Below are 26,186 nucleotides of genomic sequence, written 5' to 3'. Positions count from 1 at the left end.
CTCGGCGGCCAGATAGTTGTCCCCTCCGGCTGTGCCTTGCCCCGCCGCGACACAGCGCGGTCGCTACCCTGACGGACGGGAGACGACGGCGAACAGGGAGACCATGAGTGCCACCTCCGACCGCATCGAGCAGCTACTGCTCGAAGGCGTCGACCAGAAGATCTACCCCGGAGCCGTCTGGGCCCTCGGAGACGCCGACGGCACCCACCACAGCGGAACCTGCGGGCTCCTGGACCCGGCCGACCCGACCCAGCCGATGCAGCTCAACACAGTCTTCGACATCGCCAGCCTCACCAAGATCCTCGCCGTCTGGTCCGTCATCGGCACCCTCTGGGAAGACGGCACTCTGACCCTCGCTGACAAGCTCGCCACCCTCATCCCCAACCTCGCCGCGTACCCCCTGGGCGAGGTCACCGTCCACCCGGCCAAGCCGTCGAATACACCGACCGCGCCGCCCTCATCCTCGGCTACCTCGCCGAACACCTCACTGGCCTGTCCCTCAACCAGCTCGCCACCACCCGCATCTGGCAACCCCTCGGCATGACCGAAACGCGCTTCGCCCCCCTCCCCGCCGACCAGGCCACCCGCTGCGCCCCCACCGAGTACGACGACGGCACGGGCCAGCACCTCAAAGGCACCGCCCACGACTTCTCCGCACGCCTCCTCGGCGGCGTCTGCGGCATCGCCGGCACCTTCTCTACTCTCCGCGACTTCATCCGCTTCGCCCGCTACCTTCTGGGCCCCACCACCAGGCCAACCCCATCCGGCTTTGGCCCTGCCTGGGTCGAAGAATCCCTCCAGATCCACACTGGCGACCTCGCCCCCGCCCGCGGCCTCTTCTGGCACCCCGCCGCAAGCACCGACCCGGGCGACGGCATCTACGTCCACTACGGCTTCACGGGCACTGCCCTGTGGATCTCCCCCAAGCAGAACCGCTGGGCCGTCCTCCTGACCAACAAGCTCTACTACAGTCGCGACCGCGGCCCGCTCACCGCTGTCCGCAACGGCTTCTGCCAACTGGCCATCGGATAGCCAGTCCGGTGCCGGGAGATGTCGCTGTTAGGACCAGACCTGGAGATCTATCGCAGAACTGAGGGCGAGCCTCAGCTCTGCGCCGAGACCCGCCCTCCTCTGCAACCAGCTCAGACGAGTCGGAGAACTGGTCGGTTATCCGGCATACCAAGCAGTTCTCGTGCCCGGACTGGCTTCCATGCCAACTGGTGCGCAAGTTCTCGGATGGTTAGCCCCTGCTCCCTTTCGGCAAGTTCGAAGGCTTGCCGGAGCATCACCGGCTGCTCGCCGGGGAATCCGGTAACCGGCTCGGGGCGGAAGCCTGGTTGTTCCGCGAGAGCGTGCAACCGCTTGTACGCCCGGCTGGCCGTGGCATCTGAGATGAGGCCGAGTTCGCGGCAGCGGTAGATCAGCGACTTCACCGATACACCCCAAGTCCGCGAAAGATCAGCGAGTTGGGCAAGGTTCATTCGCCGGGGAAGCAGCGGCAGGATGCTCGCACGAGGGGTGAGGAACTCGGCCGCGAACGCATCAGCCTCTCTTTCCTGCTGGCTGTCGCCGGTCGACTCGGTATGCAGGACCAGGTGTCCCAGTTCGTGGGCGGCGCTGAAGCGGTGCCGGTACACATCGTCAGCACGGTTGGGAGTCAGAACAACGAGCGGTCGAGGCAGGCCGGAGGCGGCGAAGGCATCGATCTTGACCGTGCCCTCGTCAGCTTCGGGTGGGGAGACGACAACGATGCCATGCGCCTCCATCTGTCTGACCAGGTGACGAGCGGGGCCCTTGCCCAGCCCCCAGTACCGGCGCAGTTCACGTGCGGCTGCCGCCGGTTCCGCCGGCAGGTCGACGCCTGGGTGGACTTCCCCACCAGCGAACCCCGGCAGATCCACGAGAGGGAGCTGCACGCGCTTTTCGAGCGCGTAGGTCAGCTCCCAGACCTGGCCAGTGAAACCGAGGGCCTTATTGCGCTGCGCCCCGCTCGTGGAGCGCAACGCTCGGAAGTGGGCCATGGCGGTGTCCAGCTCGCCCATGGGCCGCCCTGCCAGGAAGAACTGTGCGGGCACGTTCAGTACGTCCGCCAGACGAGGGATCAGTTCGGGCCGTGGCTTGTTGCTGCCCGTCTCGTACTGTCCTATGGCCGCTGGCGAGACTCCGATCTTCTGCGCCACCTCTTTCTTCGTCATCCCCGCCAGATGGCGGGCTTGTGTGAGCCGGGGCGCGTAGAACCCATCCCAGACGGCTTTCGGTGAAGTCTCGTCCAGGCCAAGCCCGGGGAGCGTTGGATGGTCAGCTTTCATCACTCTCAGCAGCGTCATCCTCGATCTCGTCGGCCTTCTCGGTCTTCGGCGGTACGTCCTGCTTGCGTTCCGCGTCACTGCGACCAGCCATCGGAACCTCCGGCAGAGCACCGGAGTCGAAGCGATCATCCTCGATACCGGAACCCGCCAGGAACAGGGGGGTGCCGAGCGGGCCGGTAAGCAGCGAACGCTCGGTCACCCAGCGCAGAGTCCCCGTGCCGTCCAGCAGATCTGCCTGGCCCCACCAGACGCGCTTGAGGCCTGACGAGTCCATCTCGAAGACGATCAGCACCAGACGCGGATGCGGATCCCGGCTGGCCAGTTCCGCCAAGGACGGGCGCAGCTCCAGCTCTGGCATTTCCAGACCGGACAGGGTGTCCTCGACCCACCGACGGGACGAGGAGTCCGTAGCTGCGAACAGCTCCTGGACCAGGTGAGAGACCTGCTTCAGCGGCCACTGATCGTCGGGTTCATCACCGTCCACTTCGGCGCGCACGGGATACAGGAGGGTGTTATGGACAAGAGCCAGATCGTACCAAGTGCCGGTCTTGACGACTTCGGTGCCTTCGATGCCCAGGTCGACGATGCGTTCCACGAGTCGCTCGAACTGGTTCGTCATGCGAGCGCCGCCAGCTGCGAACCGCTTGTTCGAGCGAGCCACCGCCTGCACGTCCAGAGTCGCCTCCTCGGTGTCCTTCAGCGCCTCCCACACCGCCCCTTGAATCGCTGCGGCGTCGTCTCCGAAGCGTCTGCGGCCCCAGGCCGGCATAGAGCTGTCCACGCACCACTCCCATCCACTCCTACACCTGGACTCAGATCATACACCCAAGCTTTAGTTGATCTACAAAAACTTGCACTCGTGGTTCAGTTCGATGAAAACCATGGCCGAATGAGGCGGATGAGTAGCCCTGGCAGGCCAGCGTCACCCCGAAGACACCGGCACGGCGCACTGCTCGTCGGCGAGCGGGGCAGGTAGATCGGCCGCAGTCATCCAGGACCAGCACACCGCCGAGGCACCCGTGGCTACGTCGGCAGACACGCGCGACAGAACATGGCGGCCCACGAGTCGAGCCGGTCGCCGAGACGGGAGGATACGATCCGCCGGGACTGAACCGTTCGCGTCTGCTGTGACGGCGGGTATGCGCCTGTAGGTCGTCCAGGTTTTCCCCGACCAGCCGTGCCGGTACAGGACCATGTGGTCTGACGGACGGCCTTCGGCAGCAGCGGACGGCCGCCGAAGTGCCAGACTCAGAGCTTGAGCCGGTACGGCAGCATGCAGACGGCGACGTCGGTGCGGGCGCGCAGGACGGTGGCCAGGAGGATGCCGCGCTGGTTCTGGAGGATCTCGTAGCGGCGGTGCTTGGGCTCGACCTCGGGGATGAGGACGGCGATCTGCCGGCCGCCGGCCGCCGCCTGCTGGACGTATTCGACGACGGGCTCCACCAGGGAGCGGTGCGGGCTGTCGATGATGTCCAGACGCACGCCGGGGTTCCAGCGGTCCCAGGTCTCCCGCAGGGCCTGGGCCTTGTCGGGGTCGGCGTGTACGGCGACGGCGACGACCTCGTCGCCGAGGGCGAGGGCGGCGGTGAGGGCGTGCTGGGCGAGCTTGCTGACCTCGCCGATGGGGACGATGACCAGGCTGGCGGTGCCGCGTTGTGGCGGGGGCGGGATCCGGCCGAGGCCGAGTTCGGCGCCGACGGCGGTGTAGTAGCGCTGGACGCGGGCGAAGAGCAGCATCAGCAGCGGCACCGCGACGACGACCACCCAGGCGCCTTCGAGGAATTTGGTGGTGAGCAGGACCAGTCCGGCCAGGGTGGTCAGCAGGGCGCCGATGCCGTTGACGGTCGCGCGGCGCAGCCAGCCGGGCGGGCGCTGGGTCGCCCAGTGCCGTACGAGTCCGATCTGGCTGATGCTGAAGCCGATGAAGACGCCGATGGCGAACAGCGGGATCAGCTTCTGGGTGTCGGCCTCGACGGCGATGAGCAGCACGGCGGACAGCAGGGCCAGGGCGACCACGCCGTAGCGGTACACCGGGCGTTCCGCGCGGAGCCCGAACAGGTGGGGCAGGCGGTGGTCGCGGGCCAGCAGACTCATCAGGACGGGGAGGCCGCCGAAGCTGGTGTTGGCGGCGAAGAGCAGGACGAGGGTGACAACGATGTTGGTGGCGTAGAAGGCCCAGCCGGTTCCGTACGATCCGGCGGTGAGCTGGGCCAGGACGGTGACGCCGCCGCGCGGGGCTACGTGGTCGCGGCGGATCAGGACCGCGAGGCCGACCAGCATCAGGCCGAGCAGTGCGCCCAGCATCAGCTCGGTGCGCTGGGCGCGCTTGACGCGCGGTTCGCGGAAGGTCGGTACGCCGTTGGCGATGGCCTCGACGCCGGTCAGGGCGGAGCAGCCGGCCGAGAACGCCTTGAGGATCAGCAGGATGCCCAGCGCCTCCGTGCCGTGCACGGGTTGGGCGGTGCCGACGACGGCCGCGGGGTGGGAGCGCAGCAGCCCGATGACGATGATGCCGAGGATGCTCACGATGAACAGCACGGTCGGGAGCATGAGCGCCCGGGCGCTCTCGGTGATGCCACGCAGGTTCACCGCGGTGAGCAGGGCGAGTCCGGCCAGACAGACGGCGAGCAGGTGCGACCCGAGGGCGGGGAAGGCCGAGGCGAGGGCTGCCGCGCCGGCGGCCAGGCTGACGGCGACCGTGAGGACGTAGTCGACGACCAGGCTGGCCGCGGCCAGCAGGCTGCTGCGTGGCCCGAGGTCCTTCTTGGCCACCGCGTAGGCTCCGCCGCCGTCCGGGTGTACGGCGATCACCTGGCCGTAGGAGATGACCAGCACCACGAGCAGGGCGGTGATGACCAGGGTGATCGGCAGTGTCGCGGTGAGCGCGCCGGTGCCGGCGGCCACCAGGACGAGGACGATCGATTCGGGGCCATACGCGACCGAGCTGAGCGCGTCCAGCGACAGCGCAGCGAGCCCCTCGATGCTGGTCAGGTGGTGTTTGTCGCCCTCACCGGGACGTAGTGGAACTTTCGGCCGCACTTCGCGGCGGGCCAGGCCGAACGTCATGGAGAACCTCGCGGTACAGGGGGAACAGGGGGTGCGTGGGCTGTCCGGTCAGTCTGTCCCAGCCCAGCCGTCGCGCAGTGTCAAGGACTCGACAGGGGTTCCGGGCCCGGGATCAGGATGTCGTTAAGACCGGGCTCACGGTTCACGGCTCACGGCTCACGGTTCGAAGCGGTAGCCGATGCCGGGTTCGGTGATCAGATGGCGGGGGTTTGGAGGGTCCGGTTCGAACTTGCGGCGCAGCGTGGCGATGTAGACGCGCAGGTAGTTGGTGCTGTGCTCGTGCCCGGGGCCCCATACGGCCTGTAGGAGCTGGCGGCCGGTCACCAGGCGGCGGGGGTTGCGCAGCAGCGGGGTGATGAGGCGCCATTCGGTGGGGGTGAGGTGCAGGGCCTGGCCCTTTCCCGACCGGGGGACGGCGGTGTAGGCGGTGAGGTCGACCCGCCAGCGCGCGATGTTCACCGTTGCCGGTTCGTCGAGGGCAGGGGGGCGGCGCAGCACGGCCCTGAGCCGGGCGAGGAATTCCTCCATCAGGAAGGGCTTGGTGAGGTAGTCGTCGGCTCCGGCGTCGAGGGCCGTGACCTTGGCGGCGAGGTCGGTTCGGCCGGAGACCACGATGATCGGCAGGGGGGTCCAGACCCGCAGGCCGTGGATGACGTCGATGCCGGGCATGTCGGGCAGACCGAGGTCGAGGACGACGGCGTCGGGCGGGTTGCGGGAGGCCAGTTGCAGTGCGGTGGCGCCATCGGGGGCGGTGGCGACGTCGTAGTGACGGGCCTTGAGGTTGATGTTCAGTGCCCGCGCCATCTGCGGTTCGTCGTCAATGATCAAGATGCGGCTCATGCCCGTGCCCCCTCCTCGGCGGTCTCGATGGTTTCCGTGATCTCGGCGGTCGGGGCGGCGGGGAGGGAGACGACCATGGTCAGGCCGCCGCCGGGGGTGTCCTCGGGGGTGAGGGTGCCGCCCATGGCTTCGGTGAGGCCGCGGGAGAGGGCGAGACCGAGGCCCAGGCCGGTGGTGTTGTCGGTGTCGCCCATGCGCTGGAAAGGCTCGAAGACCCGGTCCCGGTCCTCCGGCGGCAGGCCGGGGCCCTGGTCAACGACGCGGAGCTCGATGCGGTCGGCGTGGGCGCTGGCACTGATCAGCACGTTCTTGCCGTCCGGAGTGTGCCGTACGGCGTTGGCCACCAGGTTCGCGACGACCCGTTCCAGCAGCGGAGGGTCCGCGACGACGTCGCCGCTCTCCTCGAGCCCCCGCGTGAGGACGCGAACCGGGGTCTCGGGGAGGGTGTCCAGGGCTAGTGGGAGTACGTCGTCGAGACCGGTGGGCTCCAGGTGCAGGGTGAGGGCGCCGGCCTGGAGGCGGCTCATGTCGAGCAGGTTGTCGACCAGGCGGTTGAGCTTGGACAGCGACTCCTCGGCGGTGGCCAGGAGTTCGTCGCGGTCCTCGTCGGAAAAATCGACGTCACGGCTGCGCAGGCTGGTGACGGCGGCCCAGGCCCCGGCCAGTGGAGTACGCAGGTCGTGGCCGACAGCGGCGAGCAGCGCCGTGCGCATCCGGTCGGCGGCCTTGACGGGCTCGACCTCGGCGGCGGCCTCGGCGAGGCGGGCGCGTTCCAGGGCGGCGGCGACATGGGCGGCGAAGGCGGTGAGGACGCGGCGCTCGGACGCCGCCAGGGTGCGGCCCCGCAGGACGAGCAGGCTCTCCTGTCCCAAGGGGATGGTCACGGTGGCGAGAGCGGCGGCAGGCTCGTCCCCGGTGTCCTGGACCACGGTGTCCTGGGCCACCAGGTCGGCGGATTCCATGCCGAAGGCTTCTCTCGTACGCTCCAGCAGCGCCGGTACCGCCTGGTCGCCGCGCAGGATGCTGCCGGCCAGGGAGGAGAGCGTCTCGGCTTCGGTGGTGGCTTTCGCCGCCCGCCGGGACAACCTCAGGGACCGGTCCACCACGGCGGCGACCGTGGCCGCGACCACGGCGAAGACCGCGAGGGCGAGGACGTTGTTGGGATCGCCGATGGCGAACTGGTCGATGGGCGGGATGAAGAAGTAGATGAGCAGGCAGGAAGCGGTGACCGCGGCCAGCAGGGCGGAGAGCACGCCGCCGATGCAGGCGACGCCGACCACGGTGAGCAGGAAGAGCAGGGCCTCGCTGGTGAGGTTGAGATGGCCCCGGGTGTTGGCGAGCACGGTCGTCAGCAGGACGGGGAGGACGAATCCGGCGACCGGTCCGGCGACTCGGCGGGACCGTGGCAGGGGGTTGGCGGACGCGGGGAGGAGGCGGCCGCGGCCGGAGCGTTCGTGGGTGACCCGGTGGACATCGATGTCGCCGGAGAGCTCGGTGGTGATCTCGCCGACGCCCGGTCCGGTGAGGAAGCGCATCACCTGTCCGCGGCGGCTGGTGCCCATGACCAGCTGGGTGGCGCTCTCGGCGCGGGCGAAGTCCAGCAGGGCGGTAGGGATGTGGTCGCCCACGACCGAGTGATAGGTGCCGCCGAGGCTCTCGATGAGTGCGCGTTGTCTGGCCAGGGCGCCGGGCGACGCGTCGGCGAGGCCGTCGCTGCGGGCGACATGGACGGCGAGCAGGTCGCCGCCGGCGGAGCGGTCGGCGATCCTGGCCGCCCGCCGGATCAGGGTCTTGCCCTCCGGGCCGCCGGTCAGGGCCACCACGACCCGCTCCCGGGTCTCCCACACCCCGGCGATGCTGTGCTCCGAGCGGTAGCGCTGGAGGGCCTCGTCCACCCGGCCGGCGACCCACAGCAGGGCCAGTTCGCGCAGCGCGGTGAGGTTGCCGACCCGGAAGTAGTGGGAGAGGGCGGCGTCGACCTTTTCGGGGGCGTAGACGTTGCCGTGCGCCATGCGGCGACGCAGGGCCTCGGCGGGCATGTCGACCAGCTCGATCTGGTGGGCTCGGCGGACGATGTCGTCGGGGACGGTCTCGCGTTGCGGGACGCCGGTGATCTTCTGGACGACGTCGTTGAGCGATTCCAGGTGCTGGATATTGACGGTGGTGACGACATCGATGCCGGCCCTGAGCAGCTCGTCGATGTCCTGCCAGCGCTTGGCATTGCGGCCGCCGGGGATGTTGGTGTGCGGCAGCTCGTCGACGAGGGCCACCTGTGGGGCGCGGGCGAGGACCGCGTCGAGGTCCATCTCGGTGAAGACGGTGCCCCGGTACTCGCGTTCGGCCCGGGGAACCGTCTCCAGGCCGTCGAGCATCGCCTCGGTGTTCCGGCGCTTGTGGCACTCGGCGAACGCCACCACGACATCGGTCCCCCGCGCGGCTCTGCGTCGGCCCTCGTCCAGCATCCGGTAGGTCTTGCCGACCCCGCGCGCCGCCCCGAGGAAGACCTTGAGGTTGCCAGGCCGTCCGCCGTCCGGGGTGTCGGTTGCCGCCGCTGTGACGGTTCGCGTCACCGGGAACCCTCCTTGCGTAAGTGCCGCGCTGCCCGCCCGCGCAGGGCGTTCCTGGGCGAGCGGGCAGCGTGATGGGGGCGGGTCATGTGTCGTCGTTACTTGAGGTTGGCCAGGGCCAGGTTGAGCTCGACCACGTTCACGTACTCCTCGCCGAGGAAGCCGAGCACGCGGCTGTGGGTGTTGTCGGCGACGAGCTTCTTGACGGTGGCCTGGTCCAGGCCACGGGTCTTGGCGACGCGGGCGATCTGTTCGTCCGCGTACGCCTTCGAGATCGCCGGGTCGAGGCCCGAGCCGGAGGCGGTGACGGCGTCGGCGGGGACGTCGTTGACGCTGACTCCGTCGAATGCGGCCACGGCGGCCTTGCGTTCCTTGATGGTCTTGATCAGGTCGGTGTTGTTGGGACCTAGGTTGGACGCGCCCGAGACCGTTGGGTCATAGCCGCCAGCCGAGGGCCGGGGCTGGAACCACTTGGGATCGGGTTTGGCCACCTCGTCGGCGTCGTTCGGGTTCTTCTTGGGGAGGTTGAAGTTCTGGCCGAGCAGGCTGGAGCCGACGGTCTTGCCGTTTTTGGTCACCAGTGAGCCGTTGGCCTGGTCGGAGAACGCGGCCTGGGCGACGCCTGTGACCAGCAGCGGGTAGGCAATGCCGGTGATCACGGTGAAGACCAGCAGCATCCGCAGGGCCGCCAGGTGGTTTCGGACCACCGTGGAAAGGGGGCTGGACATGATGATTGCCTTCTGTCTTCTCGGTCAGCTCAGGCCGGGGATGAACTGGATGATCAGGTCGATCGCCTTGATGCCGACGAACGGCAGGACCAGTCCGCCCAGGCCGTAGACCAGAATGTTGCGGCTGAGCAGCTTGTCGGCGCTCATGGGCCGGTAGCGGACGCCGCGCAGGGCGAGCGGGATCAGGGCGACGATGATCAGCGCGTTGAAGATGATCGCCGAGGAGATCGCCGAGGTCGGGCTGTGCAGGCCCATGATGTTGAGCTTGTCCAGGCCCGGGTAGGCGGTGGCGAACATCGCGGGGATGATCGCGAAGTACTTCGCGACGTCGTTGGCGATCGAGAAGGTCGTCAACGCACCCCGTGTGATCAGCAGCTGCTTGCCGATCTCCACGATCTCGATCAGCTTCGTCGGGTTGGAGTCCAGGTCCACCATGTTCCCGGCCTCCTTGGCGGCCGAGGTACCGGTGTTCATGGCCACGCCGACATCCGCCTGCGCCAGCGCCGGGGCGTCGTTGGTGCCGTCGCCGGTCATGGCGACGAGCTTGCCGCCCGCCTGCTCCTTCTTGATCAGCGCCATCTTGTCCTCGGGAGTGGCCTCCGCGAGGAAGTCGTCCACGCCGGCCTCTTCGGCGATCGCCTTGGCGGTCAGCGGGTTGTCACCCGTGATCATGATGGTCTTGATGCCCATGCGGCGCAGTTCGTCGAACCGCTCACGCATGCCCTGCTTGACGACGTCCTTGAGGTGGATGACACCCAGCACCCGGGCGGTGGATACGCCACCGCTCCGTACCAGCTCCCCGACGACCAGGGGGGTGCCGCCGCTGGCGGAGATGCCGTCGACCAGCGGGCCGACGTCGTCGGTGGGGTGCCCACCGTTGTCGCGCACCCACTTCATCACCGCCGTCGCCGCGCCCTTGCGCAGCGACCGGCCGTCGTCGGACGACCCGTCGAGGTCCACGCCGCTCATCCGGGTCTGGGCGGTGAAGGGCACGAACTCGGCATGGCCCAGCTCGCCCTCTTCCCGGGCCCGGAGGCCGTACGTCTCCTTGGCCAGGACCACGATGGAGCGGCCCTCAGGGGTCTCGTCGGCCAGCGAGGACAGCTGGGCGGCATCCGCGAGGTCATTGACGTCGACCCCGCCGACCGGCAGGAACTCCGCCGCCTGACGGTTTCCGAGGGTGATGGTGCCGGTCTTGTCGAGCAGCAGGGTGTTGACGTCACCGGCCGCTTCCACCGCCCGGCCGGACATGGCCAGGACGTTGCGCTGGACCAGGCGGTCCATGCCGGCGATGCCGATCGCCGACAGCAGCGCACCGATGGTCGTCGGGATCAGCGCGACGACGAGCGAGACCAGGATGACGATGGTCTGCTCGGCACCCGCGAAGATCGCGAAGGGCTGGAGGGTGACGACGGCCAGCAGGAAGACGATCGTGAGCGAGGCGAGCAGGATGTTGAGCGCGATCTCGTTGGGCGTCTTCTGCCGGGAGGCGCCCTCGACCAGGGCGATCATGCGGTCGATGAAGGTCTCGCCCGGCTTGGACGTGATCTTCACGACGATCCGGTCCGACAGCACCTTAGTACCGCCGGTCACGGCACTCCGGTCTCCACCGGACTCCCGGATGACCGGGGCCGACTCGCCCGTGATCGCCGACTCGTCGACCGACGCCACGCCCTCGACGACGTCACCGTCGCCAGGGATGATCTGCCCGGCCTCGACAACCACGTGATCGCCGAGCAGGAGCTGGGCGCCGGGCACGTCCTCCTCGCGCAGCTCGGTCGCCCCCGGCTTCCAGTCGGTCAGCCGCCGGGCGACCGATTCGGTCTTCGCCCGCCGCAGGGTCTCGGCCTGGGCCTTGCCACGGCCCTCGGCGACCGCCTCGGACAGGTTGGCGAAGACGGCGGTCAGCCAGAGCCAGACGGTGATCACCCAGGAGAAGACCGACGGGTCCTTGATCGCCGACAGGGTGGTCAGGACCGCACCGATCCAGACCACGAACATGACCGGGTTCTTCAGCATGACCCGGGGGTCGAGCTTCTTCACCGCGTCAGGAAGAGAGGTGATCAGCTGTTTGGGGTCGAGCATGCCGCCCGAGACCCGGTGCGATTCCGGTGCGGAGGGATCGCTCCCCGACGTGGCGGGGGGTTCGACGGTGGTCAGGGACATCAGGACAGGCCTTCCGCGAGCGGCCCCAGCGCGAGGGCGGGGAAGTAGGTGAGGCCGACGACGATGAGGATCACGCCGGTCAGCAAGCCGACGAACAAGGGACGGTGGGTGGGCAGCGTGCCCGATGTCACCGGCACCGGCTGCTGGGAGGCCAGCGACCCGGCCAGAGCCAGCACGAACACCATCGGCAGGAAGCGGCCGAAGAGCATGGCCAGGCCCAGCGCGGTGTTGTACCAGTCGGTGTTGACGCCGATGCCCGCGAAGGCCGAGCCGTTGTTGTTGCCGGCCGAGGTGAAGGCGTACAGCACCTCGGAGAAACCGTGCGCCCCGCTGTTGAGCATCGACGCCCGCTCACCCGGCAGCGCCATCGCCAGACCGGCACCGACCAGCACCACGGTCGGGGTGGTCAGGATGTACAGGGAGGCGAACTTCATCTCCCGCGCGCCGAGCTTCTTGCCCAGGTACTCCGGCGTCCGGCCGACCATCAGACCGGCCACGAAGACCGCGATGATCGCCAGGATCAGAATCCCGTACAAGCCCGAGCCGGTGCCGCCGGGTGCGATCTCTCCCAGCATCATGTTGAAGATCGTCATTCCGCCGCCGCCGGGCGAGAACGAGTCGTGGAAGGAGTTCACCGCGCCGGTCGAGGTCAGCGTCGTCGATACGGCGAACAGGGCCGAGGCCCAGATCCCGAAGCGCTGTTCCTTGCCCTCCATCATGCCGCCGGCCAGATGACCGGCTTGGCTGCTGACGCTGTGCAGTTCGTTCGCGGTGACGATGGCCACCGACGAGGCCCAGATGATCGCCATGACGGCGACGATCGCGTAGCCCTGGCGGTTGTCGCCGACCATCTTGCCGAAGGTGCGCGGGAGCGAGAATCCGATCACCAGGAGGAGGTAGATCTCCAGCCAGTTGGTGAATGCGTTGGGGTTCTCGAAGGGGTGGGCGGAGTTGGCGTTGTAGAAGCCGCCGCCGTTGGTGCCCAGCTCCTTGATCGCCTCCTGCGAGGCGACCGGGCCGCCGGTGAGGCTCTGGTGGTCCCCGGCGATCGTCGAGATCGACTCGATGCCGTGGAAGTTCTGGATCATCCCGCTCGCCACGAAGACGATCGCGACCAGGAACGACAGCGGCAGCAGCAGCCGCAGCACGACCCGGGTCAGGTCCACCCAGAAGTTGCCGACCCGGTCGGTCTGCTTACGCGTGAAGCCCCGGATCAGGGCGGCCACGACCGCGATGCCGACGGCGGCGGAGACGAAGTTCTGCACCGCCAGTCCGGCCATCTGCACCAGGTGGCCCATCGCCGACTCACCCGAGTACGACTGCCAGTTGGTGTTGGTCACGAACGACGCTGCCGTGTTGAACGACTGGCCGGGCGTGATCGCCGACATGCCGATCGACAGCAGCAGGTGGTTCTGCAGCCGCAGGAACCCGTACAGGAACAGCACGGACACGGCGGAGAAGGCGAGGACGCTGCGCAGATACGCCGACCACTTCTGGTCCGCGTCGCCGTCGACGCCGCCGAGCTTGTAGACGATGGTCTCGGCGCGGAGGTGCTTGGGGGCGGTGAGGATGTGGGCGATGTAGTCGCCCAGCGGCCGGAAGGACAGGGCCAGCGCGGCGATCAACGCGAGGACCTGCAGCCAGCCCGCAAGAGTGTCGTTCACTAGAACTTCTCCGGGAAGATCAGCGCCAGCACCAGGTAGCCGACCAGGGCTACGGCGACGACGAGTCCGACGACGTTTTCGACGCTCACAGCCGCTCGACTCCCTTGGCCACCAGGCCGATGACGGCGAAGACCGCAACGGTCAGGACGATGAAGGCTAGATCTGGCATGTACGAGACACCCCGGAGTAATTAAAGGGACATAACCACCCAATCGTCTCGGACGTGGGGACATCCCGAGCGGATCTGAGCGGTGTCGGCGAGGACCGACCTCTGAAGGAAAGCGCCCCTGGGTTCCCGTGACGACCCTCGTTAGCGCGCCCCTGACGCCATCAAGACGGACATTGATGCTTCCTTGATGCGCGAGGCACCATCCGGCGGTGCCGGCCCGCCGCTGCGGACCGGCACCACGGGATCGGTTCAGCGGCCGTCGGCGGCTGTCTGGTCCTCCGTTGCCTTGCGGATGCAAGGCCGGTGGCGGTGGTGCCGATGAACACCGGCACCACCGGGCAGAGCACGTCGCCCATGGTGGGGTGGCCGCGCGCTTCCAGCCCGTCGCGCAGCCGCTGGGCGACCGCTGCCACGGCCTTGCGGCGTACGGCCCCCTCCGGGGAGCGAATGATGCCCAGCGCGGTGTGCGCGACGGCGGTCTGGACGGGGGTCAGGGCGCTGGAGAAGGTCTGCGGACCGCCGAACATCCGCACGAACTCGTGCACCGACGCCGAGCGGGTGGCCAGGAAGCCGCCGGTGGTGGCGAAGGACTTCGAGAAGGCCCCGACGACGAAATCCACCTCGTCCAGGAAGCCGGCGCAGGCACCGTTGCGTCGCCCGCAGGCCACGGATGCGGGCGGTGAGTTCGTCGTCGATCTTACTGCTGTCGGCGCAGAAGATGCCTGTGGCGAAGATCGCCGAGGTGACGTTCACCAGCGATACCGGGTCCGGGACGTCATCCACAACTTCAACGGTCGGGCGGACCCTCACCCGCGCTGCGGGCCGGGGGCGTCCTCACGAAGCCCCCGGAGCTGGAACGGCAGCCGCCAGGTGTTGCGGCGGTGCAGTGCAGCCAGGTCACGTTGCAACGAGGACGGCGGCACTGCCAGCACCGGGCATGTCGCGTATGCCAGGCAGTAGCGGCTGGTGGAACGGCGCAGCGCTCGGCGCAGCAGGCCTCGTCGGCCGGCGCCGACCACGAGCAGGTCGTCGTCCCGGTCGGCCGTCTCCACCAGCACCCGGCCCGGCGCTCCGCGGATGATCCGGGCGTCCAGCCGGCACTCGCTCCAGCCCCAGCCGAGAGCCGTGTCCAGTGCGGTGACGAGCCGCTCCGCGGCCAGACGGCGGCCTTCCGCCAACAGCGGCGGAAACGCGGCACGGCGGTAGGCGTACTCGCCGCCCACAGGCTCCCAGGCCAGTACGGCCAGCACCTCAGCGCCGCTCTGCCGGGCCTGGTCCACCGCGCGGTGCAGCGCGGCAAGGCTGCCCAGCGAACCGCTCACCCCCACCACGATGCGCCGGGCGCCGCTCTCGTCCATGGCTGCTACCGCTGCCTCTCCGCTGTACGCCTCGATGTCCGTACGCCCATCAAAGCGAAGCCGCCAGCCGAGGGAAACCGTCCTGACGCACCCCTGACGGAGGACAGCGCCGGATTGACAGCCCCTTGACCCGGCCACCGGTCGGGCTAGTCCCCGAGGCCGACGTCCTCCTGGTCCAGGGCGCGCTGGATGCGCCTGCGCGTGGTGTCGCTGATCCAGTGCTCGTCGTAGAGCCGTTGCAACTCGGCGGACTCCGCCTCGATCAGGGCCCGTCGCATCGCGCGATAGGCGGTGGCTGTGGAGTCCGCCGGGTCTGCCGCCTCGTCCACCTCGGACCGGGCATGGTCGATGCGGGACTGCAAGCCGCGGCGCAGCTGGTCCACGACGACCTCGGGCGCGGCCTCCAGGTCGGCGAGCTGCTCCAGGTGCGTGAGCCCGGCACGAGCGATGCGGTCCTGGGCATTGGCCTCTTCACGGACGGTACTGGCCGGCTCCAGGGCGATGCCGGAGCGACGGACCACGGGCGCCAACGTGAAACCCTGCAGGACCAGGGTGAACACCACGACCGCGGTGGTCAGCACCAGCACCAGTTCCCGCTGCGGCAGCGGCGTGCCGTCATGCGCGGTGAGCGGGATGGACAGGGCCGCCGCCAACGGCAGAACGCCACGCGTACCGGCCCAGGACAACACCGCCGGCACCCGCCAGGAGATCGGGCCCACGCCGCGCCGACGCTGCATGGCGGCGGACAGCGGGAAAACCCACAACATCCGAACCGTCAGCAGCACCCCGGCCACCGCCAGCGCCTGCAGCGGCCACATCCGCCCCTCGGACCCCAGATCATGGATCAGCGAAGGCAGCTCCAGGCCGATTAGGGCGAAGACCACACTCTCCAGCAGAAAGACCACGGTGTCGTAGACCGCGTGCACCTGCAGGCGAATCGGCGCATTGGTCAGCCGGTGACTCTGCCCGCCCAGCACCACCCCGGCCACCACCACCGCCGTCACCCCGGAAGCGTGCACGTCCTCGGCCAGAACGTACGCCGCGTATGGGGTGACCAGCGCGATCACCGTCTCCAGCACCGGATCCTCGGTACGCCGCCGGATCACCGCCACCGCCCCGGCCACCGCCGCACCCACCAGCGCCCCGCCGCCGCCCAGAACCACGAACTCCGCTGCGGCCGTGCCCCCCGACAACGCCCCGCCGGCCACGGCCGTACCCACCGCCACCTTGAACAGCACCAGGCTCGTGGCGTCGTTGAACAGGCTCTCGGCCTGCACCATCATCTGGATCCGCGGCGGCAGCGCGAGCCGCCGCCCCAGCGCGGTCACCGCCACCGGGTCCGTGCTGGCCAGCACCGCTCCCAGGACGAAGGCCATCGCCCCGGACAGCGGAGTGATCGCCGCCGCCACCGCACCGACGGCAGCGGCCGAGGCCAGCACCAGTCCGAAGGCGAGTACGGTGACCGGCCGCCACACCCGCCGCAGCTCACACGCCAGGAGATCTCCTCCGCCGAGGCATAGAGCAGTGGCGGCAGCACCACCAGGTTGATCACCTGCGGCGACACCCGAAAATCCATCACCCAGGGCAGCAGACCCACCCCGATACCGGCTATGACCAGCAAGGACGGCGCCGGGATACGCCAATGACGGGCCCCTGTCGCCACAGCCGTGGCCAACACCACCAGGAGCAGTACTGCGGTCAGATCGCTCACAGCGCGTCCCCCGGGTCGTCAGAACTGGTCATGCTTGTCCCGCCGCCGACCAGACTTCCCGGCACTCCCCGGCCAGTCTAATGAATCCCTGACGTCGGGATTCCGTCGGCCGACCATGCGCCCCCCTCGCCCTGCCACACACTGGAAGCAGATCCAGCCGGGGGAAGGAGACCGCACATGCCGGACGCAGCCGTCGTCACGGTCGCCGGATTCACGGTGGTGAGCGGCTCGGTGGCGTTACTGACCGGCATCGCCGGGCTACGGGGAATTCACCGCCTGCGCCGCGTGGGCGTCGAGGTATGGGCGCTGCAGTACGAGACGCGGGACGGGCGGGTCATGGAGGTCGGTTCGCCCGCGCCCGCGTCCAAACGGCATCCCCTGGCCGACGGCAGCCTGGTGCTCGTCAGGTACGACCCGGACGACCCTCGCGAACTACTGCTCCAGGGACGCGAGCGGGGTCGGCGCGGGCGCCGCCTTCATTTGTCTGGGCGCGGGCCTGCTGCTCGGCTGGTCACGCCGCTCGGCTCTCCGTCTCGCGCTCGTCTCGTCAGGGCTGACGCCTCTTTGACACGACATCAGGGGCGGTGTCAGAGCTGCGTCAGGAACGGGTGCGAAGCCTTGAAACAGGGGAACACCGTGCTCTTCAATGGGTGCTGTGAACAGCGGTCTGCCCCATGACGACCGGCCACCTCATACGGTGCCGCCGGTTCCGCACGCTGTTCTTCTCCCGGCGCTGTAACGCGCCGTCTCCCTGCTGCTGACCGACGTCGGCCGCCTTCTTCCCCCGCATGGGTACGCGCCCCGCGCGCCTGCCCCTGCCCCGGATTCCGGAGTGAACCATGTCTTCTTCCGCGTCTTCTTCCGCTCTGCTTCCCGCGCCCTCGCGGACCGCCCTGGTGACCGGGGCGACGTCCGGCATCGGCTGGGAGACCGCCCGCCTGCTCGCCGAACAGGGCTGCACCGTCATCGTCCACGCCCCCGACACCGAGTCCGGCCACCATGCCGTGGAGCGACTGGTGGCCGCCGGGGCCGACAGGGCCGGACTGCGGCTCGCGGTGGCCGACTTCGCACGGCTCGACGACGTCCGGGCACTGGCGGGCATGGTGGGCGCGGCCCACCCCGTGCTGGACGTCCTGGTCAACAACGCCGCCGTCGCCGCCCCCGAGCGGCACACCCTCAGCGCCGACGGCCACGAGCTCTCCTTCCAGGTCAACTTCCTGGCCGCCTACCTGCTCACCCACGCCCTGACCGGGCCGCTGACAGCACGGCCCGGCAGCCGGGTGGTCAACGTCTCCTCCTCGATGCACCGCACCGCCTCCATCTCCTGGAACGACCTCGACCGCGAGCGCCGCTACTCCCGCCACGCCGCCTACGCCCAGTCGCAGCTCGCCCTCACCGTGTTCGCCCGCGCCACCGCACCCACCGGCTGCACCACCGTCAGCGTCCACCCCGGCATCTGCGAGACCGCGCTCCTGCCGCTGTACGCACACGAGGGCGAGCCCGCCGCCGAAGGAGCCGCCCGCGTGGTGCGGCTCTGCGACCCTGCGATCGAGCTGGTCCCCGGCGGCTACTACGACCGCACCGCGCTCTCCCCGGCCGCGCCCGTCGCGACCGAGGACCGCACCGTACGCCGCCTGTGCAAGCTCGCCGACCGGCTCGTCGCCGCCTGACGCAGGAGCACTGCCTACCGGCTGCTGGTGCTGAGCACGGCGCCCACCTGATTTGCGAGGGTCACCGCGACGAGCCGTGCCTGCAGGGACGGGGCGGCACCGGGTGCGGGTCGCATCATGAAGCGTCCGAGGAAGCGGCCGCCTGCGAACGAGCGCAGCTCGACCTCCGCATCCGGCAGCCCGAGCCGGTCGACGTCCCAGCGGGTGCCCCGGAGACCACGGTGCCGTCCTGTTCAAGGCGCGGCAACAGCCGTGCCCGTAGCCGGGCCTTATCAAGTCTGCCGCGCGAGCCGTCGGCGGGCACCGCTTGTCCACGTCAGCGTTCCGTCAAGAACCAGCCGCCTGGGCGGACACTGGGACAAGAGGGAGGTGAGGGGGAGGTCCGAAGGGAGGACCGTGATGGAGCGCGGGCAGCTGCGCATCTATCTGGGCGCGGCCCCCGGGGTCGGCCAGACCTTCACCATGCTCGCGGAGGGCCGTCGCCGGGCCGAGCGCGGCACCGATGTGGTGGTCGGCTTTGTGGAGACCTACGGGCGGCCCCGGACCGCCGCGCTGCCACCCGGCAGTCGTCAGCCGGGTCGCCGACTGGCGTACCCGGCGCTAACGGAACTCGGCGAGGCGTGGCCGCAGGCCGAGCAGCACCAGGCCGGCGGCTGCCATCACACCCCCGGCCAGGCCCAGAGGCATCGTCAGGGCATCGCCCGCGCCGTCGGAGGAGGCCCGGTCGAAGGCGGTCGTGTTGATGGTGATCAGCTTCAGCAGTGCCTTGTCGTACACGTCGAAGGCGTAGTTGGAGTCGCCAGTGGCGTGGCTGGTGCAGTACCTGATGGCCTCGGCCACCTTTCCGGCGGAGGCCAGCGCGCGGATACGGCGGTCGTCGCGCTGGTAGACCTGGTAGGCGGTGAGGACACGCTCGGCCGCCGCGCGCTCGCCGGGGAAGGTGATGTTGCGGAACTCGTCGCCGTACAGGCCCGTGAAGTCCAGGCGTGCGTGATCGGCCTTGTAGGCGTGCAGCGCGGAGGCCAGGTCCGCGTCGTAGCTGCCGATGGTGGCGCCGTCCAGGTGCAGGAGTCGCTGGCTCTTGGTGAGGAAGTCCTGTTCGTGTGCGGCGGCTCCCGCGCGGTCCAGAAGGTAGCGGGATTCGTCGGCGTTGGCGTCGTAGGAGACCGCGCGGGCTCGGGTGAGGGCGACGACGGAGTCGAAGGCGTCGCGGTGGGCGCCTCGCAGATGCTCCTGCTGGCCGGAGATGTGCACGAGCCCGCCGATCAGCACCGTCAGGACGAGGACGATGGCGGCGGCCGCGCCGGGGTTGACGATGCGCTGGAAGCGGGCCGCGAGATACAGCTGCAGGGCGGCCAGGAGGGCGAGCAGCGGCAGGCCGGTGACGAGGAGTGCGACGCGGATCGCGGACTGGGTGCCGGTGGCGTCGGTGTAGGTGTGCTCGAAGGCGGCGTTGTTGGTGGTGACCAGCCCGTCGGCCTCGGGCAGCAGCCGGGTTCGCATCAGCTGGGTGGCGAGGGTGTACTCGGCCACCGCTTTCGGGTCGGCCTGGCCGGCCGGGCGGTGGGTCTGCTCGCTCAGGATCAGGGCGCGGGCGGCGTGGTCCTCGTACGCGCCGAGGTCGCTGATGGCCGAGGCGACGATCCGCTCGGCGGCGGCGTCGCCCTTGGCCGCCTCCGCCAGGTCGCTCAGGTATCCGCCGGCCTGGGTGCGCCTTTGGCCGTAGATGCCCGCGGCCTGGACGCGCAGGGAGGACAGCGAGGCGGTGTCGCCCATCATCAGCTGGTTGGCTAGCTGGGCGTCCATGTCGTTCAGCGCGAAGTACAGGCCGGTCGCGCTCATCACCTGCGGCGCCGACCGTTCCCGTATGTCCGCCCAGGATCCGCGCGCCGAGATGCCACCGGTCACCAGCACGCCGACCAGCCCGGCGGCTGTGACCAGCACCGCGGCGCGCAGCAGTCTCAGCCGTGCCGGAACGGTCCCGGGACGGCCACCGCGCAGGGCCGGAAGCCATCTCCGCCGAGGTACGGCGGTTACCGGAGAGGGCGGCGGAGAGAAGGGGTCAAGCCGCGCCGCGCCGGGCGGAGGGGTCGCCTCGGAGCCGGTGCCGTGCCCTGACACAGGCGCGCCTGAACGTCCTTCGGCGGCGACGGTGCTCGTCATCGCGTGATGCCCCCCATTGGGCGCTCCGGAGCGGAGTCTGCCCGCTCTCCTCGGCCCCCATCACCGTCGCAGCCCGGGAACACCTGTGCTGGGCGCGTTAGTGCGGCCCTGACGCCGGAGCATCAAACATTGACGCGTCTCTGACGGGGTGCCGGGATCGGTGTCCCGCGATGCGCGCCGCGATACGACTGTGCGGGCCACCCGTGGGCGTTAAGGCTTCGTAAAGACCCCGGGTGTGGGCGTATGGAGTTCGCTAACGCGGGTCGCCGGAGCCCCCGCCCGCGCTTACCTGTCGTTGGCCGGTCCGTACAACGGCACTGCCGGTGGCCTTCGTGCTGCCCGACCCAAAGCCCGTCGCCGCGACCGAGCGGCGTGGCGCTCGGCAAGGAGGCCCAACCAGTGAAGCGCGGCAGGCTCAAGGTCTTCCTCGGGGCGGCCCCCGGGGTCGGCAAGACGTACCGGATGCTGGACGAGGCGCGGCGGCGGGCCGAGCGGGGCACGGACGTCGTGGTGGGTTTCGTCGAGTGCCACCGGCGCCCGCACACCGTGGCGATGCTCGGCGGGCTGGAGATCCTGCCGCAGGCCGAGCGGGAGTACCGGGGCACGGTCTTCCCCGAGATGGACCTCGACGCGGTTCTCGCCCGCAGGCCCAAGGTGGCCCTCGTGGACGAGATGGCCCACACCAACATTCCGGGCGGCCGTAACGCCAAGCGCTGGCAGGACATCCAGGCACTGCTCGACGCCGGAATCGACGTCCTGAGCACCGTCAACATCCAGCACCTGGAGTCGGTCAACGACGTCGTCGAGAAGATCACCGGCGTCCCGCAGCGCGAGACCGTACCGGACGAGATCGTCCGTGCCGCCGACCAGATCGAACTGGTCGACATGCCCGCCCAGGCGCTGCGGCGCCGCATGGCGCACGGCAACGTCTACACCCCGGAGAAGGTCGACGCCGCGCTCGCCAACTACTTCCGGGTCGGCAATCTGACGGCGCTGCGCGAGCTGGCCCTGCTGTGGGTCGCCGGGCGGGTGGACGAGTTCCTGCAGGAATACCGGTCCGAACACGAGATACGGGGTGTGTGGGAGACCCGGGAGCGGGTCGTGGTGGCGCTCACCGGCGGCCCGGAGGGCGAGACCATCATCCGGCGCGCCGCACGGATCGCCGACCGGGCCGGGCACAGCGACCTGCTCGCCGTCCACATCGCCCGCAGCGACGGACTCGCCGACGCCTCGCCCGCCGCCCTGGCCAAGCAGCGGGAGCTGATCGAGAGCCTGGGCGGCAGCTACCACACGGTCGTGGGCGACCACATCCCCACCGCCCTGCTGGACTTCGCCCGCGCCGAGAACGCCACCCAGCTCGTCATGGGCACCTCCCGGCGCGGCCGGCTGGCCAGTTTCCTCGGCGGACGCGGCATCGGCGAGACCACCAACGAGCTGTCCGGCGACATCGACGTGCACATGGTCACCCACGAGCGGGCTCGCCGGGGCCGTCTGCTGCCCTCCCGGGGCAGCAGGAACCTCCCGCTGGCCCGCAGGGTGCTCGGCCCGGTGGCCGGGCTGTTCCTTCCGGCCCTGCTCACCCTCGTCCTGAACAACATGCCCGGCCTCAACCTCACCAGCGAGGCGCTGCTCTACCTGCTCACCGTGGTCGGTGTCGCCTGCATCGGCGGTGTCGCCTCCGCCGTCCTGGCTTCCGTCACCGCTTCCCTGCTGCTGAACTACTACTTCATCCCGCCCACGGGAAGGTTCACCATCGGCGAGGCCAACAACGTTCTGGCGCTGGCCGTCTTCACCGTGGTCGCCGTCACCGTCGCCACCATCGTCGACCGCTCGCTGCGCCAGTCCCGCCGGGCCGCGAACGCCGGCGCCGAGGCCGAGACGCTTTCCTCCATGGCCGGCGGCATCCTGCGCGGCGAACAGGCGGTGCCCGAGCTTCTGGAGCGTACGAGGCGGATATTCGGCATGGACTCCGCCGTCCTCGTCCGCCGCGACGACCAGGACGCCGAGGACCCGCCGGCCGACGGCGCCGCGGCCGCGCTGGTCCCGGTCGGCCCGGACGACGTGCTGGTACTGCGCGGCCGCCGCCTGGCCGCCTCCGAGAGCCGGGTCCTCACCGCGCTGGCGGCCCATGTCTCCGCCGCCCTGGAGCGCGCCCGCCTCGCCGAGGCCGCCGCCGAGGTCGAGCCGGTCAAGGCCGCCGACCGGATGCGCACCGCCCTGCTCGCCGCCGTCGGCCACGACCTGCGCACGCCGCTGGCCGGTGCCTGGGCCGCCGTCAGTAGCCTGCGCAGCCGTGACGTCGAGTTCTCGGACGAGGACCGTGACGAACTGCTCGCCACCGCCGAGGAATCACTCGACCGCCTCAACCGGCTCGTCGACAACCTCCTCGACATGAGCCGCCTCCAGGCCGGCGCCCTGACCCTCCGCCTGGAACCCACAGCCCTCGCCGAAATCGTACCGATCGCCCTGGACACCCTCCCCGAAAGCCCGGTCCCCGTCCTTGCCCCGGGCCTGGAGGACACGGCCGATGTCGTCGCCGACCCTCCGCTGCTGGAACGGGTCATCGCCAACCTGGTGGCCAACGCCGTACGCCACACTCCGCCCGGAGCATCGGTCCGGGTCACCGCCAGCGCCTTGGCCGGCCGCGTCGAACTGCGCGTCATCGACCAGGGCCCGGGGCTGCCGCCCGAAGACCGCGACGGGATCTTCGAGCCCTTCCAGCGCACGGGCGACACCGACAACACCACAGGCCTCGGCCTCGGCCTGGCCCTCTCCCGCGGCCTCACCGAAGCCATGAGCGGCACCCTCACCCCCGAGGACACCCCCGGCGGCGGCCTGACCATGGTCGTCTCCCTCCCCGCCGCCCCGGCCCCTGCCCCCGGTGAGGGGGTCCCTGTATGAGGCGTGGGTGCTACTCCAGGCCGGAGGCCCGGAACACCGCCTGGGCCTGCGCGCCGTCGATCCGCTCGCTCAGCCGCTGCAGTACGTCCGTCCCGGAGCGCAGCGTGCCGCGTTCGCGGGACCGGCGGGCGCCCGCGTCAACCGCGTGCCACAGCAGAGGGCTGGCGGCCAGGACCCGCGGATCGAGCTCCGCCCAGCGGCCGTCGGCGTCCCGCAGAAGCAGGTGCGCCGAGATGCCCTCGTGCTGCCGCACCTCGACCAGGGCATCGGTCCGCACCCGGCGCTTGCGCACGAGGCCATGTACCGCCAGCCAGCCCTCGCCCGCCGTCACCCGGGGCGGCAGCAGGACAACGAGGATCAGAGCCGCCAACAGCGTCCACAGCCCCGCGCGCTGCAGGGTGAGGGTGCCCGCGGCCCGGTCGAGCAGCATGGCCGGCCCGTAGAAGGCAAGCGTGCACCACAGCGCGAACCGGGCGCCGCCTCTCCAGTGCCGGTCGCCGACCCTTTCGCCGGGCCCCGCCATCGGCGGTCGCGTGGTTCGCCGTCCCATACGGCCGACGCTAGAAGCGGCGCGCGCCCGCGAGCCCGGCACTGACGCTTCCCTGACGCGACGCTCCTCGGTCTTAACGCGTCTCTGACGCGGGAGCCGGATACTCACCCGACATGGACGCGGGGCCTGCGAGCACGGTCGGGCTCGGCCTCGCGCAGCACCTCGCGGGTGACGGGGGCGACCTCGCCCTGGCCGAAGAGGAAGAAGCGCAGGAAGTTGGTGAACGGATTGCCCTCGGTCCACTCGAAGTACATGTGCGGGCGCTGGCCGGTGGTATCCCGTACGTGAAGGAGCAACGCGGCCAGCGCATTGGGGATGGAGGAGCTCTCCAGGGTCAGCACGCGGTAACGGTCGCACAGCACCTCGCCGCGTACTGTCAGCCCGGACTCGAACTCCGACGGGTCGAGGATGGTGACCTCGACGAAGACGAAGTCCTCCTCCGGCGGCAGATCGTTGTCCTCGCGGATCTGCTGGACCTTGGCACGGTACTCGGCCGCGTCACGGCGGTCCGGCTCGTTCGCGATGAAGCGGATCTTGCGGTGCGCGATGTCGCGGACAAAGCGCTCGGCCATGTCGTCCAGGGTCACGCCGGTGATCCGTAGCTCGAAGGCGCGGGCCAGTCGGGACAGCAGGGAGACGAGGATGATGCCCGCGATGAAGCAGGCACCGATCTTTACGCCGTCCGGGCGCTCGATGACGTTGTCGACGGTCGTGTAAAGGAAGACCGCCGAGATGACGGCGAAGCCGATCGTCCGGTTGCGCTGCCCGGCGCGGCGGGCAGCGATGGTCACCGCGATGGCGGCGGAGCTCATCAGCACCAGGACGCCGGTGGCGTAGGCGCCGCCCTGGGCGTCGACGTCGGCGTTGAAAATCCAGGTGACCAGGAAGGCGATCAGGGTGAAGACCAGCACCATCGGGCGCACGGCCCGGGCCCAGTGCGGCGCCATGCCGTAGCGGGGCAGGTAGCGGGGCATCAGGTTGAGCAGCCCGGCCATCGCCGAGGCGCCGGCGAACCACAGGATGGCGATGGTGGAGACGTCGTAGACGGTGCCGAAGCCGGAGCCGAGGTACTCGTGGGCGAGGAAGGCGAGGGCTCGGCCGTTGGCCTCACCGCCAGCCTGGAAGTCCTTCTCCGGGATGAGCAGCGTGGTGACGAAGCTGCTGGTGATCAGGAAGACGCTCATGATCGCGGCGGCGTAGGTCAGCAACTTCTTCGTGCCCCGGATACGCCCGGCGGGCCTCTCCTCGGTGTCGCCGGGCTCCCCCTCGACGTGCGGCATGACCGCCACACCGGTCTCGAAGCCGGACAGGCCCAGCGCCAGTTTGGGGAAGACCAGCAGCGCCACGCCGACCATCGCGAAGACGTTGCCGTGCTCGGCGGTCAGTGCGGTGGACCAGTCGGTGACCACATCCGCCTCGGTCAGGACGTGCCACAGCCCGACCCCGATCACCACGACGTTCAGCCCGAGATAGAGCCCCACCAGGACGACGGCGACCCCGATCGCCTCCAGGAATCCCTTGAGGAACACCGCGCCGAGCAGCGCGACCAGCGCCAGCGTGATGATCATCTGCTGGCCGTGCAGCGCGTTCGTCAAGTGCGGGTTCTCGATGAGGTGGGTCGAGGCGTCGGCTGCCGACAGGGTGATGGTGATCAGGAAGTCGGTGGCGGCGAAGCCCAGCAGCGTCAGGACGAACAGCTTGCCCTGCCAGAACGCCAGCAGCCGCTCCAGCATCGCGATCGAACCCTCACCGTGCGGGCTCTCCTCCGCCACCCGCCGATACACCGGCAGCGCCCCGGCCAGCGTGACGATCACCAGCACGATCGTCGCCACCGGCGACAGCAGCCCGGCCGCCAGCGCGGCGATGCCCGGCTGATAGCCCAGCGTCGAGAAGTAGTCCACACCGGTCAGGCACATCACCCGCCACCACCGCTGCCCCTTGTGGGCGTCCGTGGGTTCGGCATGCGGACCCTGCTGGTGCTTGGCCATGTCGGACAAGCCCTCCAGCAACCACGCGCGCAGGCGGCTCGTACGGACGGGGGTGGCCATCGGGTGTGCTCCTGTCGTACAGCGAATGATCCGACCGTCGACGGGACGGCGGGGTCAGCGTAAGCACTGCCTCCCGCACACTCGCACGAAGGGCACGCGCTGAGGACAGGGAGATCCACGCGGGCTCCACGTCAGGAAGGCGTATGGGGTTTCGCGACTCGCGTCAAGCGCACATCAGGGACCCGGTCGGAGCCCCGGCCGGCGGGCATAGCGTCGGTGAAGCGTCCACGGCCACCGGTGCACACCGTGCCGGACCGGCGCAGTCGGTCTTTCCTT

Annotated in this window: 16 protein-coding genes and 3 pseudogenes; 4 read left to right on the top strand and 15 right to left on the bottom strand. The window is 69.8% G+C overall.

Annotated features, from left to right (window positions below):
• The first annotated feature begins 103 nt into the window (after positions 1–103).
• Positions 104–1,032, top strand: a pseudogene (locus RWE79_RS20990) (serine hydrolase domain-containing protein).
• Between the two features lie 110 nt (positions 1,033–1,142).
• On the opposite strand, the gene RWE79_RS20985 reads toward RWE79_RS20990, so the two are convergent.
• The 12 genes and pseudogenes from RWE79_RS20985 to RWE79_RS20930 form a co-directional block, all read right to left on the bottom strand.
• Positions 1,143–2,327, bottom strand: a complete 1,185-nt coding sequence (locus RWE79_RS20985; protein WP_475941605.1) for a helix-turn-helix domain-containing protein — start codon at positions 2,325–2,327, stop codon at positions 1,143–1,145.
• Positions 2,299–3,090 (bottom strand): hypothetical protein, encoded by a 792-nt coding sequence (locus tag RWE79_RS20980; protein ID WP_475941604.1) that lies wholly within the window; start codon positions 3,088–3,090, stop codon positions 2,299–2,301. The genes RWE79_RS20985 and RWE79_RS20980 overlap by 29 nt, the downstream gene beginning before the upstream one ends.
• Positions 3,091–3,557: 467 nt before the next feature.
• Entirely contained in the window at positions 3,558–5,375 is a 1,818-nt protein-coding gene (locus tag RWE79_RS20975; RefSeq protein ID WP_475941603.1) for an APC family permease, read from the bottom strand.
• 156 nt (positions 5,376–5,531) lie between these two features.
• Positions 5,532–6,215, bottom strand: coding sequence for a response regulator (locus RWE79_RS20970; protein WP_475941602.1), 684 nt, complete (start codon positions 6,213–6,215; stop codon positions 5,532–5,534).
• Entirely contained in the window at positions 6,212–8,677 is a 2,466-nt protein-coding gene (locus RWE79_RS20965; protein WP_475945974.1) for an ATP-binding protein, read from the bottom strand. The genes RWE79_RS20970 and RWE79_RS20965 overlap by 4 nt, the downstream gene beginning before the upstream one ends.
• Before the next feature lie 203 nt (positions 8,678–8,880).
• Positions 8,881–9,510 carry a potassium-transporting ATPase subunit KdpC gene (kdpC, locus tag RWE79_RS20960; RefSeq protein WP_475941601.1) on the bottom strand — a complete coding sequence of 210 codons (630 nt, stop codon included), beginning with the start codon at positions 9,508–9,510 and terminating at the stop codon, positions 8,881–8,883.
• Positions 9,511–9,534: 24 nt separating this feature from the next.
• Positions 9,535–11,676, bottom strand: a complete 2,142-nt coding sequence (gene kdpB, locus RWE79_RS20955; protein ID WP_475941600.1) for a potassium-transporting ATPase subunit KdpB — start codon at positions 11,674–11,676, stop codon at positions 9,535–9,537.
• On the bottom strand, positions 11,676–13,340 hold the full coding sequence (gene kdpA, locus RWE79_RS20950; protein WP_475941599.1) for a potassium-transporting ATPase subunit KdpA: 1,665 nt from the start codon (positions 13,338–13,340) through the stop codon (positions 11,676–11,678). Before kdpA ends, kdpB begins: the two co-directional genes overlap by 1 nt.
• A complete protein-coding gene (kdpF, locus tag RWE79_RS20945; protein WP_329311587.1) occupies positions 13,340–13,429 on the bottom strand; it encodes a K(+)-transporting ATPase subunit F in 90 nt (29 codons plus the stop codon). The genes kdpA and kdpF overlap by 1 nt, the downstream gene beginning before the upstream one ends.
• Before the next feature lie 241 nt (positions 13,430–13,670).
• Positions 13,671–14,177: an aminotransferase class I/II-fold pyridoxal phosphate-dependent enzyme gene (locus RWE79_RS20940; protein WP_475941598.1), complete on the bottom strand. Its 507-nt coding sequence runs from the start codon at positions 14,175–14,177 to the stop codon at positions 13,671–13,673.
• A gap of 138 nt (positions 14,178–14,315) precedes the next feature.
• Positions 14,316–14,867, bottom strand: a complete 552-nt coding sequence (locus RWE79_RS20935; RefSeq protein WP_475941597.1) for a universal stress protein — start codon at positions 14,865–14,867, stop codon at positions 14,316–14,318.
• Between the two features lie 146 nt (positions 14,868–15,013).
• Positions 15,014–16,578, bottom strand: a pseudogene (locus RWE79_RS20930) (Na+/H+ antiporter).
• A gap of 839 nt (positions 16,579–17,417) precedes the next feature.
• On the opposite strand from RWE79_RS20930, the gene RWE79_RS20925 reads away from it, so the two are divergent.
• Positions 17,418–18,248 (top strand): SDR family NAD(P)-dependent oxidoreductase, encoded by an 831-nt coding sequence (locus RWE79_RS20925; protein WP_475941596.1) that lies wholly within the window; start codon positions 17,418–17,420, stop codon positions 18,246–18,248.
• Between the two features lie 117 nt (positions 18,249–18,365).
• Positions 18,366–18,791: pseudogene (locus tag RWE79_RS20920) on the top strand (hypothetical protein); the annotation flags it as partial.
• A 57-nt stretch (positions 18,792–18,848) separates the two neighbouring features.
• On the opposite strand, the gene RWE79_RS20915 reads toward RWE79_RS20920, so the two are convergent.
• Positions 18,849–20,192 carry an MCP four helix bundle domain-containing protein gene (locus RWE79_RS20915; protein WP_475941595.1) on the bottom strand — a complete coding sequence of 448 codons (1,344 nt, stop codon included), beginning with the start codon at positions 20,190–20,192 and terminating at the stop codon, positions 18,849–18,851.
• A 618-nt stretch (positions 20,193–20,810) separates the two neighbouring features.
• Here RWE79_RS20915 and RWE79_RS20910 point away from each other — a divergent pair.
• Positions 20,811–23,312 (top strand): sensor histidine kinase, encoded by a 2,502-nt coding sequence (locus RWE79_RS20910; RefSeq protein ID WP_475941594.1) that lies wholly within the window; start codon positions 20,811–20,813, stop codon positions 23,310–23,312.
• Positions 23,313–23,322: 10 nt separating this feature from the next.
• On the opposite strand, the gene RWE79_RS20905 is transcribed toward RWE79_RS20910, so the two are convergent.
• The gene (locus tag RWE79_RS20905) at positions 23,323–23,862 is read right to left on the bottom strand and encodes a hypothetical protein (protein WP_475941593.1); all 540 of its coding nucleotides are present in this window, start codon (positions 23,860–23,862) and stop codon (positions 23,323–23,325) included.
• A 104-nt stretch (positions 23,863–23,966) separates the two neighbouring features.
• Positions 23,967–25,910, bottom strand: a complete 1,944-nt coding sequence (locus RWE79_RS20900; protein WP_475941592.1) for an APC family permease — start codon at positions 25,908–25,910, stop codon at positions 23,967–23,969.
• Positions 25,911–26,186: the final 276 nt, after the last annotated feature.

The organism is Streptomyces sp. RLA131, from assembly GCF_056270125.1.
The sequence above is the reverse complement of the archived record's forward strand: the minus strand, read 5'-3'. Positions and strand labels throughout refer to the sequence as shown.